We start from the raw sequence: 14524 nt of genomic DNA, 5'->3' as shown, positions 1-14524 counted from the left end.
TGTCACGCTCCGGTTCTGGTGTTGAAATGTCCCTCTTCAACATGGATAGCAGCCCAGTCCTCATCCGAAGAATCGAGGATGACCGCGAGCTGCCCGGCGTCGGGCAGCGGGCCGCGATCGCCGTGGACGGTCAGCGTGCACGCAGCAGCAACATGGCCCCGCCGGAGGCTCGCCTTCTGGCCGAGCCCGAACAGCATGCCGCTGAGGTAGCCGGCGGCGAAAGAGTCACCCGCGCCAACAGGCTCGACGACGGCGACGGACAGTGCGGGAACCTCTTCCCGCGTGCCACTTGAGTCAGCCGTGCCACGCGTCAGGGAAATCGCGCTGATCGCCTCGTTCTTGATGACCAGCACCTCTGGGTCCGGCATCAAACGGCGGAGTTCGGCTTCATCGGTGGTGCCGAAGGCGTGCTCGGCTTCGTCTTTCCCAACAAGCACGACGTCGGCCAGGTTCGCCAAGCGCTGCAGGACAGAACGGTCTTGGCCTGCCCAAAGAGCGGCACGCCAGTTCACGTCGAAGCTGATGGTCCTGCCGTTCCGCGGCGCTGTGAGGATGGCTTCCAACAGATCGAGGCACCCGGGGGACAGGGCAGCAGTGATACCACTCAGGTGGATCAGCGCTGCGTTCTCCAGCAGCGAGGAAACAGCGGGATTGGAGAGTGTGCCGCGTCCCATGGCCGAGGCCGCAGAACCTTGCCGATAGTACAAAACTGAACTGCCGCCGTCGGGGTCTGATTCCTGGGCGGGGACCTTCACGTAGAGGCCGGTTGGTCTGGACTCGTCCACCTCGACCCCGGAGACTCCCACTCCGTGCGCTCGAAGGTCCTCAAGAATGCGCCTGCCGAAGCCATCGTGGCCCACCCGGCTGACCCAGTGGGTGTCCAGGCCCATGGCCGCCAAGCCCATGGCAACGTTCGACTCTGCACCGCCGATCCCGCAGTGGAGCTCGGTGGCTTGGTGCAGGGGAACAGCTTGGGCAGGGGTAAGCATGGCCATCGTCTCGCCAACGCATACAGCTGACAGCATCGTTCTCCCACTTGTTGTGCGCTTCTCAGCGGTCTTGACTCTCAATCCGCCACCATGTTAGACATATCACCAACAGGTTTGCAACCAGCGTTGCAAAATACGCAACGCAGCTAGAACACTACCCAGAACAGCCCCACACCGCAGCTTCAAAAACGCAGCCCCGCGAAGGGAATGAACCCGTGAACACTTCCGAAGCCATTTCGGCACACGCCGTGGCCGGCCTCGCAGACCGTCAGCTCGATTGGCGGCACAAGGCCATTCCGGCAACCGCCAACGGGATCACGCACGCCGAATTCCTCGCCGCCAAGCACACCTTGGCCGACCTCCAGACGCCACTGCTGACACTCGATGCCTCTGCGCTCCAGGCAAACGCCGATCGCCTGGCCGAGTGGTGCGCGGAACACGGTGTGCTGCTGGCCCCGCATGGCAAAACCACCATGGCTCCGCAGCTCTGGACTGAGCAGCTCAACCGAGGCGCCTGGGGCATCACCCTGGCCAACTTCGCGCAGCTCCGGGTGGCACACGAGTTCGGCGTGCGGAACCTGCAACTCGCCAACAGCCTCACGGATCCGCACGCCATCGAATGGGTGGCCGCCAACGCCACTGCCCAAGCGCCCATCCTTTCCTGGGTGGACTCCACGGGAACCGTGGAACTGATCAACAACACCTTGTCCGGAACGGACGCCGTGCTCGATGTCCTGGTGGAGCTCGGCGCTCACGGCGGGCGGACCGGCGCCCGGGGCGTCGACGCTGCCATGGACGTTGCCCGCGCGATCTCCGCCTCACCGAACCTGCGTTTGGTGGGCGTCAGCGGATATGAAGGCTCGCTCGCGCACACTGCGGACGACGCCGGATTGGGCGCTGTGCGGGGCTACCTCGGCCAGATGCGGCTGCTTCACGAGGAACTGCTCGCCGGAGACCTCTACGGCACCGGCTTTGTCATCATCACCGCGGGCGGCAGCGCCTACTTCGACGACGTAGTCACGGTCCTGTCTCCCTGCATCAGCACCGGTGCCGAAACTGGTGGCCCCAGTGTGGACCTCATGATCCGCAGTGGCGCGTACATCATCCACGACGACGGTTTCTACCGCGGAATCTCGCCGTTTTCCCGCGAAGGCAACCAGCCGTTCCGTGCCGCAATGCACGGCTGGGCACGCGTTGTTTCGCAGACAGAACCGGGCTTGGCCATCCTCGACGCCGGCAAGCGGGACCTCCCGTTCGATGAAGGGCTGCCGGAGCCGCAGCTCATCGGCCCTGTGCTGGGCGGAGCCATGGAACCGCTGGTCGGAGCCGAAATCACCTCCGTCAACGACCAGCACAGCTTCATGACCTTCGACGCCAACACCACCTCCGTTCGTCCTGGCGACGTCGTCCGGCTGGGCCTGTCCCATCCGTGCACCGCGTTCGACAAATGGACCATCATCCCGGTCCTGGCCGATACCGAGGCCAACGGTGACCAGACCGTCGTCGACCTCATCCATACCTTCTTCTAGGACGCACACCATGAAGACCCTCATCAGCAACGCCACTTTGGTGGACGGAACCGGAGCGGACCGCCGCCTCGCGGACGTCCTGCTGGACGGCGCGGTGATTGCCGCCGTCGTCGACGCCGGAACCCTCACCGTGGCCGAAACCGTGGCCGACCGCATCATCGATGCCACTGGACTGGTCCTGAGTCCTGGCTTCATCGATATGCATGCCCACTCTGACCTGCAGCTGCTTGTTAATAGGAAGCACTACGCCAAGCTCAGCCAAGGCGTCACCACGGAACTGCTGGGCCAGGACGGCCTTTCCTATGCGCCCGTAGATGATGCCACGCTGGCCGGCGTCCGCGAGAAGATCGCCGGCTGGAACGACAACCCGGCAGGCTTCGACTGGAACTGGCGGACCGTGCGCGAGTACCTGGACCGGTTGGATTCCGAGGTCATCGATGAGGATGGCACTACAGGCCGGATCGCAACCAACGCCGCCTACCTTGTACCGCAGGGAACCGTCCGGGCCATGGTGATGGGCTTCGCCGAAGGCGACCCCACGCCGGAGCAACAGCAGCAGATGCAGGACGTCATTCGAACAGCAATGGAGGAAGGCGCCGTGGGAATGTCCTCGGGCCTCACCTACACGCCGGGGATGTACGCGCAGACCGAGGAACTGGCCGGACTCTGCCGGACCGTGGGCGAACTGGGCGGTTTCTACGCACCGCACCACCGCTCCTACGGCAAAGGCGCGCTGGGTGCTTACGCTGAGATGATCGGGCTGAGCCGCGATACCGGCTGCGCCCTGCACCTCTCCCACGCCACGATGAATTTCGCGGAGAACAAGGGCCGTGCGGGCGAACTCCTGGACCTGATCGACGAAGCCCTGGATCAAGGCGTGGACATCACCCTGGACACTTACCCCTACCTCCCCGGGGCCACCACGCTCTCGGCGATCCTTCCCAGCTGGGCCTCTTCGGGCGGGACAGAGGCCACGCTCGCGCGGCTGGCAGACCAGGAAACCCGCGCACGGATCCGGGAAGCCGTGGAGATCTACGGATCCGACGGCTGCCATGGCGTAGTGGCCGAGTGGGACACGCTGGAAATCAGCGGCGTCCAGAACGCGGCGCTCGCCGGCTACGTCGGGAAAACCATCAAGGACATCGCCGCTGAGGGCAGCCAAGAGCCTTTCGATGTCTTCGTGCAGATCCTCACGGACGATCGTCTTGGCACCGGCATCCTGCAACATGTGGGTCACGAAGAAAACGTCCAGGCCATCATGAAGCACCGCACGCACACCGGCGGCAGTGACGGGCTCCTGGTCGGCGCCAAGCCACACCCGCGCGCTTGGGGCACGTTCCCGCGCTACCTCGGCCACTACTCCCGCGACCTTGGACTGCTGAGCCTTGAGGAGACCGTCCAGCACCTGACGGGCCGTCCCGCCGCACGACTCAAGCTCCACAACAGGGGCCTGATCCGCGAAGGCTACGCGGCCGACGTCGTGCTGTTCGATCCGGAAACCATCCGGGACGAAGCCACTTTCGAGAATCCCCGCCAAGCCGCCACCGGCATCCACCACGTATTCGTCAACGGGACGGCAGCAATCGACGGCGGCCAGCCCACCGGCGCCCGCGCCGGCCGGGCCCTGCGCCGACACAGTGACGGACTCACCCGAGAAGGAAGCAGTACCACCCCATGACCCCTGAACAATTCCTCCAGCAGCTTGAAGCCGACCGCGCCTTGGCCGTGGTCCGCGCTCCGTCCATCACGGACGCCGCGGATCTCTGCAAGGCACTGTCCGACGGCGGCATCCGCAGCGTCGAACTGACGTTCACCACCCCGGATGCGCTCAAGCATGTCAAGCGGGCCGCCGAGACCGCGGCGGACCATGGTGCCGCCGTCGGAATTGGCACGGTCATGACCGCAGACCAAGCCCGCGCCGCGATCGACGCCGGTGCGCAGTTCCTGGTGACGCCCGGCCTCCGACCCGAAGTTGCCGCAGTGGCCGTGGCCGCTGGAATTCCCTTCAGCCTCGGAGCCATGACGCCCACCGAAGTAGCGCAAGCCCTGGACCTGGGGTCCGGCGTCGTCAAGATTTTCCCTGCCCGGCAGCTCGGCCCGGCATACCTAAAGGACCTGCAGGGCCCCTACCCGGGCATCCGCTTGTTGCCTTCGGGAGGCATCGACGCCTCCAACGCCAAGAGCTACCTCGACGCCGGTGCTGCCGCAGTCTGCTGTGGCACCAGCGTGGTCCCGCCCGCAGCTGTCGCTGCAGGCAACTGGGCAGACATCGCGGCCCGTGCCGCCGCATTTACCGGCACCCTCAAGTAGGACTCACCCAGAAAGAAACGCCCATGAATGAATTCCTCGAATGGCTGCGGCACGACACCGCCGGCCTGCTCCTCCTGGCAGGCGCGGGCATCGCCCTCCTGCTGTTCCTGATCATCAAGGTCAAGCTCGAACCGTTCATCGCCCTCGTGGGAACCGGCGTGATCGTGGCTTTGGTGGGTGGGGTCTCAGTGGAGGCGCTGGTCGGCTCGGCCACCAAGAGCAGTGACGCCCTGATTGAGAAGGGCTTCGCCGGCATCCTTGGCCACATCACCGTGATCATCGGCCTCGGTACTGTGCTGGGCGCCATCCTTGAGCGATCCGGTGGAGCCGAAGTACTGCTCGGCAGGCTCGTGAAGATCTTCGGTGAAAAGGGCACCCCACTCGCAATGGGTGTCACCGGCTTCGTGCTGGGTATTCCCGTGTTCTTCGACATCGGCATTTTCGTCCTGGCACCGTTGGTTTACGTGGCTGCTGTTCGCGGTGGAAAGTCGCTTGCCCTGTACGCACTGCCGTTGCTGGCAGGCCTCTCCGTGACGCACGCCTTCCTGCCTCCGCACCCCGGACCCGTTGCTGCCGCCGGCCTGTTCCATGTTGACCTTGGCTGGATCATTCTCATGGGCCTTATCTGCGGCATCCCGGCCTGGTTCGCATCCGGTATTTTGTGGGGCACCTGGATCGGCAAGCGCGTCATGGTCAATGTTCCCGAGGACCGCATCGTTCCCGAGGCCGAGGAAGCCCGCGGCCACGAGCCGTCCATCGGACTGGTGCTGTTGGCCATCGGCCTGCCCATGATCCTCATCCTCGGTGGTACCTTCGGCAACATCTTTGCGCCTCCCGGTGTTTTCCGGGACATCCTCCAGTTCTTCGGCAACCCGGCCATTGCGCTGACCGTTGCCGTGCTGCTGGCCATGTGGCTCCTGGGTATCCGACGCGGCATGAGCTCCGCCGAACTCAGCGAAATAACTGGCTCCTCACTACGTCCCGTGGGCATGATCCTGCTGGTTGTTGGCGCCGGTGCTTTCTTCGGCGCGGTGCTCTCGGCGACGGGTGTTGGCAAGGCTGTGGCGGACTCGCTGGCCCAGGCCGGCCTGCCGATCATCCTTTCCGCGTTCGTCATCAGTGCAGGCATGCGCATTGCGCAGGGCTCGGCAACAGTGGCGATCGTAACCACCGGCGGCATCCTGGCCCCGAGCCTGGCGTCCGGTTACTCCCAGCCGCAGCTCGCGTTGATCGTGGTGGCCATCTCCTCCGGCTCCATCATCGCCAGCCACGTGAACGACGGCGGCTTCTGGATCATCTCCAAGTACTTCAACATGTCAGTCAAGGACACCCTGAAGACCTGGACCGTGCTGGAAACGGTGCTGTCCATTGTGGGATTCGGTATGGCGGCGCTGCTCTACACGTTCGTGAGGTAGCGGGGGCAGCGGGTTAAACAAAGAGCTCCGGAGTGCGTTATTGGGGGATACGCACTCCGGAGCGGTCTTTAAGCAGGTGCTTTCGCCGTCCTGCAGTAATCACTCTACGTTGGGCGGGACGGCATTGCCACCACCTCGAATAAGTACTTTCGCTTTAGTTTTTACGGGCAGCTTCCTGCGGCTTTTTCTGCGGGACGATCAGCACGGGCCGCCGCTGGTGGTGGCTCAGCCATGCCGCAACCGATCCGTTCAAAGCCTCGGAAATACGGTGTCCCAGGCCAGGCTCCGGCGTACCGACAATGATCATCGAGGCATGGATGTCCTCGGCGAGCCGGCCCAAGGCGCGGGCGGGATCTCCAGCCAGCAAACGCAGAGTCCAATCCGCTGAGCCGCCGTCCATGGCCTCGCCGATGACTTTGCCCAGATCGCTTCGGACCGCCGCGAAATCCTCGTCGTCCTTCTCCGGATGCAGGGACATCCGGTGGGTCTCCCGGGCCGGATCCCATTCAACGAGGTAGCTTGCCTCGTCAACATACGCACAAACCAGCGGCACGCCGAGTTGTTCAGCCAGGGTCCGCGCCGTTTGCAGCACCTCCACATGCTGGTCGGGCAGGACGCCGACAACCAAAGGAATCCGTCCGCTGAAATTCTCCGCAGCCATACCTTATTGTTGCGCCGCGAGGTGTCCTTGAACAGGCTGTCTGCCCACCCCGGCTAGTTGGGATCGGCCGGCTTGTTCCACGTCAGCCGCACTTTGAAGTTCGACGCCGTGCTCGCCGACGCGATAAACGCCCCTGCCTCGGCGTGGAGATCTATGCCGAACTCCACGCTGACCTCGTCCGGCCGGTTCTCCAGGCTCAGCAGCTCGTCTATCACGCCCTGGACAGCGGGTCGAACATGTTCCAAGGCTCGCTGGAACGTCTGCTGGGCCCTCGCGAAGACGCCGGAATGATCCCCCGCATGATCGCCACCCCGGGTCACGATGCTCCCGGCGGTGCTCGCGACCTCCACAACTACCGTGCCGCCGTCGTCGGTGGCGAACTCAACCAAGTGGCTCATGATGATGTCCTTTCCGGCGAGGGCGTGCGCAGGCGGCGGGCCGCCACCAGCATCCCCGTCCCCGCGGCGCCCAGCACCAGAAGCTGGACCAGTGCGAAGTACGCCTGCGTCCGATACCAGGACTCCATGAAGGTTCCCTTGTCCTGGATCCAGACGAGGGGCACGGAGACAGTGGCGAGCAACAACAGCCATCCAAGGTTCCTGCCCGGCTGGGACCTAAGCGCCAGGACCCCCGCCCACAGGCCCACCCCGGCTACGGCGAAGCTTCCTGCCACCGCTGTTGCTTCCACTGCGTAATTCAGACCCGACAGGCCGAACACTGCATGGGAAACTACCAGCCCGGCCATGACCGTGCGGCCCAGGACGGTCCGCTCGGGCAATCCCGCCACAGCGAGCATGAGGTATCCGAACGGAGCGATCAGACCGTAGACGATCCGGAGGGAGCCATCTCCGCCGCTCTCGTACCAGTAGTTGTCGTCGATCCAGATGAAGTAGACCGCGAAGCATGCTCCGATCAGGCCCGCCAGGGTCAGCGCCGCCGCGCCCCACGTCAAGGGAACCCAGGCCGGTGGCCCGGCTGGAGACTTAGTGCCGTTTTTGGCGTTCGACGGCGGCCTTTCGGTCCGCGGGTTTGTGGCCTTGGGCGCGGCGTACGACGGCGACGGGCTGCTTGGTGCCGTGGGCTGGCCCGGGCCGGTGGCTTGGATCGCAGACATTCCGGGCTGGCGCGCGGGCTCCGGCGGAGGCTCGAAGGCAGTGTAGGACCCGTGGTGCTCCGTCGGCTGCTCTTCCGATGGTGGTTCTGCAGCGGGTGGTGGTTCCGGCGGGGTCGCCTTGGTTAGCTGGGCCCTGGCTGCCGTGGCGAGTCCGTCGGGGTCGGCGGCGCCGGGGTCCAGGGTGGCCAGCTCATTCGAGACGTCCACCACGGTTTCCCATGAGCCCAACGACGAGTGATAGCGGAGCTCGCCCTGCAGGTCCGCCACGCGTTGCCTGCGCTCGCAGTCCTTTCGACGGGCCGCGGCATCGGGGTAGGCGGGGTCGTCCTGGACGCGGGCGAAGCCATCTGCTGCGGCCAGCCAATCGCCGGCTTCTTCAGCGGCCAAAGCATCACGGTACGCCCCGGACAATTCCAAGCGTTCCTGGGCGTTGTCACGGAGTGCGGTGGCATCACGGTATTCGGGTTCCAGCATCAGGAGGTCGCTGAACAACTCAACAGCTTGCTCGTACCTTCGCGCCCTCAATTCGGCGGAGGCCTGCACATACAGGGCTCGCAATTGGGCGCGCTTCATGGCGTGTTCGGCGCTGGCCTGGGCTGCCCGGGCTGCGCCGGCGTCAACCTCGACAGGTCCTACGTTAACGTCTGGATCCCCTGCGATGCCGGGGGCGCCCGAGGTGCGTCCCGGCGTCGTACTTTCGAGCGGCACGGAAGCGCGTGGCGTGCCTTTGAGCGTGAACAGTTGCGTGGTGCCGCCGCGAACGTAGAGGGCCGGGGTGACCCACTCCAAGGTGCCATCGGGACTCGCCATCACGGAGATCCGGCCGACGCGGGCGGCCTCGTCCACTGTCCGGCCGTTGGCGATCGCGGCGTAGAAGCCATGAGCGAAGGCGATTGCGGCGGAGTCGCTGATGGCGAACTGCATGGCCGCGACAGCGCCGATACCGCTCCTGACCAGCGCCGAAGCGGTGCCCGAGAAGAGATCCGACTGACCCATCTCCCCGGACGAGCACGAGTTCAGCACAACGAGGCGGGGGCGTGGTGCTGCGACACTCAGCAGGGCCATGAGCCGAACGGCGCGGACCATCGCTGCCCTGCCGTCGGGGCCAACCAGGGCGATCCTTCCCTCGTCGGTGCGGGAATCGTAATCGCCATGGCCCACAAAGTGGACCACGTGCCACGGGCCGGCGAGCAACATTGACTGGATGTCGTCCCAGGTTCCGCTCCTGGACCAGACAAGTTCCACCCGGCCTTCCGCGACGGGACCGGCCAGTGCCCTGCCCAAGTGTTCTTTCTCAGCTTGCACGTCCAGCGTCGGGAGGTCCCGTGGTGAGGCGACAATGCCCAGGATTCTCAAGGGAGGGGCGACGTCCAGGGGATTCTGGTTGTAATCGGGGGCAGGGATGTGCCTCAACAGGGGTTCTGTTTGGCACAAGTACGTTTCGGTTTCGGGGTCGAAGAGGGTTTCCCATGGCATGGTGGCCAATTCCGGGGCGGCAAGCCGCAAGACGACCCTGAGTTGCTGGCCTGCATGCTGCGCGGCGCCGAGGCTGGCTCTGTACGTGCCGTAGACCTCGCGGGTAAAGAGAGCCTGGAACAATTGCTGGCCAACTTCGCGGACCGCTGCTTCGGCGACGGGCAGGGTTCTTCGGGCTGCGACAGCGGACGCAAGGACCGTGGCTTCGAGTTGGGGGAGCCGGTCCTGGATGTCGTCAACGTCCAAGGTGAACATTCCGGAAGCGTGGCCTCCCGCCGGTGCACGGACCACGTGCACCGTATATTCGCCGCGTGCAGAGCCGGTAGTGATTTCCAGCTCGATGTCACAGTCCATCGCGGATCCTTCTGTGGTTCCTGGCATAGCCGGGCCCTACGTACAGATTGGCCCTGCTCCGGCCCTCGCCACAAGGGTTGTTGGACGCGGACTCTTGTAGCAGCACCAGCCCGGGCCTACGGTTAATCCGAAGGAAGGTGGTCTGCGATGGAAATTTTCATGTGGTGGCTGGACCTGCACTTGGACAGCAAGGAATGGCTGCGTGAAAACCTGCGCGCAGAGGAACTTCCCTTGCAGGTGCTCCAGCATATTGCCGAGGCTGGCGGGCCCCATCCGGAAAAGGTCAGCGGCGTGCTGACGCCGGCCGACTGGGACTTCATCGAGACCCAGTCGGAGTTTGTGGACTAAGGCACGGCCCGAGGCGTCGCAGAAGGCCCGTTTACTTCTGCCCCGGTTATTTTCTGCTGTAGAGGTTCTTCGTGGAGAGCATTCTGGAATTGGCTGACCATTTCCTGGCGGAAGGCATCAAAGTCTCCTGCCAGAGCAAGCTCAGCTAATTTCTCGTGCTCAACAGCGATGTCGTGTAGGTCGCTATAAGTACGGTGATCGACCGCCAGATAGAGACGCAGCTTGTTCTCCCACCCGGTCCACATGTTTCGCAGCGCGGTGTTCCCCGAAAATTCGTAGAAGAGCCTGTGGAAACGAAGGTGGGCGTCAATGCTGGCGGGGATGTCGTTGGTGTCGGTGGCCCGGTACAGTTCCTCGATGGTTTGCTTGAGCCGGAGCCGCTCGGGACCCCGCAGGGTGGGCGCCGAGAGCTCGGCAGCATAGGGCTCGACGAGTACTCGGATCGACGCGATTTCTGCGACGTCGCGAGCACTGACTTCCACGACGAAGGACCCCCGGAAGGGGATCTTGACCACCAGCCCTTCCTCCTCAAGTTTGGTCAGCGCTTCACGTAGCGGGGACCGACTGATACCGAGGTCTGCGGCGATGTGCGTCTCGCGAAGTTGTTCCCCTGGAGGCACTGTTCCGTTCAGGATGGCGGTGCGGAGTACGCGGTAGACACCGTCCGGCGTCGTCATCCGCTGTTCCTGCCACGTGAACTTGCGGTCCATATTCCGCCTCCTTTGTCGATTGTCGATTATACCGGCGTTAGCTCGTCCTGAACCGTTCCGGGCGTACGAATTCCAGGCCGTCGAGCGAGTGTTTGCCGAGCGCCTCGTACGCGGCGATGTGGCCGAAGCCCGTGGCGTTTTTGAATCCGCCTCCGGAGAAGCCTGTGGCGCAGTAGATCCTGCTTGACCCGCCGAGCCAGCCCAACAGCGGGTTCCGGTCCTCGGTGTAGAGGTCAGGGAAGGCGTCGGAGCGGACGATGCTGGGAACCAGGCCGGGGAGGAATTCGCTGACGGTTTCCAAAGTGTCGGCAATTTCGGCTGTTGTGAGCTCCCTGGGGAAAGCATCGGGGTCCGTTGTCACCGTGCCCCGGCCGTCCAGGGTGGCTTTGACTGTAACGCCGTCGACTGCGGGTGCCCCATACATGGAGCGGTCGTCGTACATCCGGCTGAAAGTGGGGAACTTTTCCGGTGTGAACTGGGCTGCGTCGCGGGCAACAAACCAGCTCAGGAAAACTCTGCGGGTTTCGGTGTGCGCCTTCAGGTAGTCAGGCATGAGCCGCTGGGACCAACCCCCTGAGGCGACGATGACGTTCTCGAAAGTCCAGGAGGTGTCCCCGGAGGTGACCACAACGCTGTCGTTGGTTTCCCGGATGCTGGTAACAGGAGTGTTGCTAAGGACCGTTGCGTCGTTGGCCTGTGCAGCGGCAATTGCTGCAGTTACTGCCCGGTCCGTCCGTAGGACCCCGGCGTTGGGGTCGAACACCGCGGCGTCATCAGCCCGGAGGTTGTGCTGCGGGTAGCGTTCGGCCATTTCCTCTCGGCCCAGGATCTGGTGGGCAGCGCCGTTGATCCGGGCAGTCTCCAGAACGCTGTGCAGGTATGTCCCATCGGTGGTGCCGATGGAGAGACCGCCACAGCGGGTGAGGATGTCCTGTCCTGTTTCCGCTTCCAGCTCCGCCCAAAGATCGCGTGAGCGCTCCAGGATGGGGTAGTGCGCGGGGCTGCCTCGATAGATCATGCGGAACAGCCGGGTGTCCCCGCCTACGGCGCTGCGTCCATGGGCCGGGGTGTGTGCTTCGAAACCGACTACGGCATCGGAAAGCCGGGAGGCCTGCCAGAGTGCCATGCTTCCGATGCTGCCCAGGCCGATGACGGCGAGTTTTCCGTCGAAGCCCTTGCTTCTGTGACTGATGGTTTGCATGAGGGGAGTACGTCTCCTAGTTGAGCTTGGCATCGGTGATGGCACCGGATTCGAGGCCCCAATTCGAGAGGGACTTCTTGTACTCCGGGCTGTTCAGGACGGATTGGACGGCGGCCTGGAGGGCGGGGGTCAGGGAAGAGCCCTTCTTCAGTCCGATAGCCGTCAGGTCGCTGGAGCCGACGTTGATCTGGGGGGTCAGGATGGTAAACGATTTGGGCTGCTGCTTCTCGGCCCAAGCGAGGGAGGTTGTGTCGTAGAGGATGCCGTCGATGCGCTTGGACGCCAGCTGGGTCAGGGCGTCCTGGACGTTGGGCAGCGTCACGGCGTTGATCGCTGGCTGTCCCTTGGAGGTGCAGGTCTGCTCCGAGAGGGCGGGGAGGCGTTTGAGTTGGCCTGTGGAGCCGGCCGTAACGGCAATGTTCTTGCCGCACAGGGTTTCGTTGGTGAGTTTCAACGGATTTCCCGCGCTCACTGCCACGGAGTTGCCTGCCTTGAAGTAGTCGATCATGTCCAGGACCTTCAGGCGCTCCGGTGTTGGTGCCATGGTGGTGACGGTGAAGTCGTAGCGGCCACCGTCAATGCCCGGAATGATCGTGTCGAAGACGGTGTTCTCGAACTTCAGCTTCAGGCCGAGCTTCTTTGCTATCAGGCGGGCGATGTCCGGGTTCAAGCCGATCGGCGTCGAGTTGTCTTCGGCGAGGAACGTCGTCGGCGGGTAGTGCAGGTCCATGGCGACCGTCAGTTCGCCCTTGTCCTTATAGGACGCCGGCAACAGGCTCACTGCCTTTTCGTCAGGCTGGACGCCCTCGGAGATGTCGGCCGTTTTCGGATCTGTTGGGGAGGTGCTTGTTGCCCCGCCACAGCCGGTGAGGGCCACCAGCATTGCAAACCCTGCGGCTGCAGCCTGGATCCTGCTTATGGTCTTCATGGTGTACCTCCGGGGCGTTTCAAATGAAGGTTTTGGATGGTGCATTATTCGTGAAGTCCGGCGAGCCTGCTGCCGAATCTGGCCAGGAGGGACGTCTTGCTGGAATCCTTGCGCTCTTCCCACTGATCAGCAAGACCAAAAAGCCGGTACATGCCGTGAACCCCCAGCCAGCGAATGGGTTCCGGTTCCCATTTCCGTGCGCGGTAGCCAACCCAGGGGAGTGCGGTTCGTTCCGTTTCCCGTTCGAAAGCCAATTCCGCGAGTGTTCGTCCGCCCACGTAGGCGGCTGTTACACCGTGTCCGGCGTAGCCGCTGGACGATCCGATTCCAGAGGCCTGGTCCCAGCGCACGCCACCGTTCCAGTCGCGGGTAACGCCCAGGACTCCGGACCAGGCATGGTCAACTTCGAACTGGACGCCAGGGAAGAAGGAGCGAAGCTTGGTGGAGATCAGGTCAACAGTGGACTGCGCTGTGGCACCGGCGCCGCCTGTGCCGGAGCCGTAGCGGTAGGGCCTTCCGCGGCCGCCAATGGCTATGCGGCCGTCCGCTGTCCGCTGCGAATAGATGAACGTGTGTGCGGAATCGCTAAGGCATTGAAGCCCGTTCCAGCCGATCTGCTGCCAGGCCTCCTCGGACAGCGGCTTGGTCACGATCATCGAGGAGTTGATCGGTATCAAGGACCTGCTGCCCAGCAGCTGTCCGGAGTAGCCCTCGGTGCATATGAATGTTTTGGCCGCCGTGACCTGTCCCTTGGCCAAGGTCAGGGTCTTGCCCTCGATACTGTTTATCCGGCTGTTTTCGTAGATCCCCACCCCCATGGACGTCAGGGTGTCCGCGAGGCCATAGACAAGTTTCGCCGGGTGAATGCGGGCGCAGGGCTTGTAGAAGAGCCCGCCGTGGACGGTGGATATGTTGATCTTGCTCTGGAACTCGGCACGGTCGAGCAAGTGGACATCGTCTTCAGTCAACCCATATTTCCAGTCGGCGTCACGCCTGGCTACCAGCCGGCCTAGCCCCGCCTTTGTATGGGCAGCGACTAGCGCGCCGCCCTTGTGCTGATCCGCGTCGATGCCCTCGGCTTGAAGGATGTTAAGGACGGAGTCGACGCCGGTCACGAACTCCTGCTGCAATGCCCGGCTTGCGTCCAGCCCTTCTCCGGATGCGCGGGCGAAGGTGGCCCGGTTTCCTGGGGGCATCGCCGAAAGCCAGCCGCCGTTTCGCCCGGAGGCTCCGTAGCCGATTTGTTCTGCCTCAAAAACCGCCACCGAGAGTGAGGGCTCGAGCTTCTTGGCGAAGTACGCAGCCCAAAGGCCTGTGTAGCCACCGCCTATGATTGCCAGATCCACGGACCCCTGGCCTGCGAAACGCGGGAACGTTGACCGGTTTTCCGCGAGTCCGGCCATCCAGAAGCCGAGGTCTCCGTTTCGGGGTGTTGCTGTGAGGGCTTTCATCTTTGTCCTACTTTGTGGGGGAGTCGGTGAGCCAGTGG

Annotated in this window: 13 protein-coding genes; 5 read left to right on the top strand and 8 right to left on the bottom strand. The window is 63.8% G+C overall.

Features of this window, described 5'->3' with window-relative positions; genetic code table 11:
* Positions 1 to 2: 2 nt before the first annotated feature.
* Positions 3 to 1025 carry a sugar kinase gene (locus tag ACZ5G6_RS22905; RefSeq protein ID WP_498688409.1) on the bottom strand — a complete coding sequence of 341 codons (1023 nt, stop codon included), beginning with the start codon at positions 1023 to 1025 and terminating at the stop codon, positions 3 to 5.
* 179 nt (positions 1026 to 1204) lie between these two features.
* Here ACZ5G6_RS22905 and ACZ5G6_RS22900 point away from each other — a divergent pair, with 179 nt between their 5' ends.
* The 4 genes from ACZ5G6_RS22900 to ACZ5G6_RS22885 are packed head-to-tail and all read left to right on the top strand — an operon-like array spanning position 1205 to position 6243.
* Positions 1205 to 2518, top strand: coding sequence for a type III PLP-dependent enzyme domain-containing protein (locus ACZ5G6_RS22900; protein WP_498688408.1), 1314 nt, complete (start codon positions 1205 to 1207; stop codon positions 2516 to 2518).
* A 10-nt stretch (positions 2519 to 2528) separates the two neighbouring features.
* A complete protein-coding gene (locus tag ACZ5G6_RS22895) occupies positions 2529 to 4196 on the top strand; it encodes an N-acyl-D-amino-acid deacylase family protein (protein WP_498688405.1) in 1668 nt (555 codons plus the stop codon).
* Positions 4193 to 4828, top strand: coding sequence for a bifunctional 4-hydroxy-2-oxoglutarate aldolase/2-dehydro-3-deoxy-phosphogluconate aldolase (locus tag ACZ5G6_RS22890; protein ID WP_223935082.1), 636 nt, complete (start codon positions 4193 to 4195; stop codon positions 4826 to 4828). Before ACZ5G6_RS22895 ends, ACZ5G6_RS22890 begins: the two co-directional genes overlap by 4 nt.
* Positions 4829 to 4851: 23 nt before the next feature.
* On the top strand, positions 4852 to 6243 hold the full coding sequence (locus ACZ5G6_RS22885) for a GntP family permease (RefSeq protein WP_498688401.1): 1392 nt from the start codon (positions 4852 to 4854) through the stop codon (positions 6241 to 6243).
* A 154-nt stretch (positions 6244 to 6397) separates the two neighbouring features.
* Here ACZ5G6_RS22885 and ACZ5G6_RS22880 read toward each other — a convergent pair whose 3' ends face one another.
* Genes ACZ5G6_RS22880 through ACZ5G6_RS22870 form a run of 3 tightly spaced genes read right to left on the bottom strand, consistent with a single transcriptional unit; the run spans position 6398 to position 9848 of the window.
* Positions 6398 to 6904, bottom strand: coding sequence for a universal stress protein (locus ACZ5G6_RS22880; protein ID WP_498688399.1), 507 nt, complete (start codon positions 6902 to 6904; stop codon positions 6398 to 6400).
* A 53-nt stretch (positions 6905 to 6957) separates the two neighbouring features.
* Entirely contained in the window at positions 6958 to 7302 is a 345-nt protein-coding gene (locus tag ACZ5G6_RS22875; RefSeq protein WP_223935079.1) for a CU044_2847 family protein, read from the bottom strand.
* Complete coding sequence (locus tag ACZ5G6_RS22870; RefSeq protein WP_498688395.1) at positions 7299 to 9848, bottom strand: CHAT domain-containing protein; 2550 nt, start codon at positions 9846 to 9848, stop codon at positions 7299 to 7301. The genes ACZ5G6_RS22875 and ACZ5G6_RS22870 overlap by 4 nt, the downstream gene beginning before the upstream one ends.
* 147 nt (positions 9849 to 9995) lie before the next feature.
* On the opposite strand from ACZ5G6_RS22870, the gene ACZ5G6_RS22865 reads away from it, so the two are divergent.
* The gene (locus ACZ5G6_RS22865; RefSeq protein ID WP_223935077.1) at positions 9996 to 10196 is read left to right on the top strand and encodes a hypothetical protein; all 201 of its coding nucleotides are present in this window, start codon (positions 9996 to 9998) and stop codon (positions 10194 to 10196) included.
* On the opposite strand, the gene ACZ5G6_RS22860 is transcribed toward ACZ5G6_RS22865, so the two are convergent.
* The 4 genes from ACZ5G6_RS22860 to ACZ5G6_RS22845 are packed head-to-tail and all read right to left on the bottom strand — an operon-like array spanning position 10193 to position 14486.
* Entirely contained in the window at positions 10193 to 10906 is a 714-nt protein-coding gene (locus ACZ5G6_RS22860; RefSeq protein WP_223935076.1) for a GntR family transcriptional regulator, read from the bottom strand. The genes ACZ5G6_RS22865 and ACZ5G6_RS22860 overlap by 4 nt on opposite strands.
* 37 nt (positions 10907 to 10943) lie before the next feature.
* Entirely contained in the window at positions 10944 to 12107 is a 1164-nt protein-coding gene (locus tag ACZ5G6_RS22855; protein WP_498688392.1) for an FAD-dependent oxidoreductase, read from the bottom strand.
* Between the two features lie 16 nt (positions 12108 to 12123).
* Positions 12124 to 13035, bottom strand: coding sequence for an ABC transporter substrate-binding protein (locus tag ACZ5G6_RS22850; RefSeq protein ID WP_223935074.1), 912 nt, complete (start codon positions 13033 to 13035; stop codon positions 12124 to 12126).
* A 44-nt stretch (positions 13036 to 13079) separates the two neighbouring features.
* Entirely contained in the window at positions 13080 to 14486 is a 1407-nt protein-coding gene (locus ACZ5G6_RS22845; protein WP_498688388.1) for an NAD(P)/FAD-dependent oxidoreductase, read from the bottom strand.
* Between the last annotated feature and the right edge of the window lie 38 nt (positions 14487 to 14524).

It is taken from the genome of Arthrobacter sp. TmtSoilC51 (assembly GCF_055388015.1).
The sequence above is the reverse complement of the archived record's forward strand: the minus strand, read 5'-3'. Positions and strand labels throughout refer to the sequence as shown.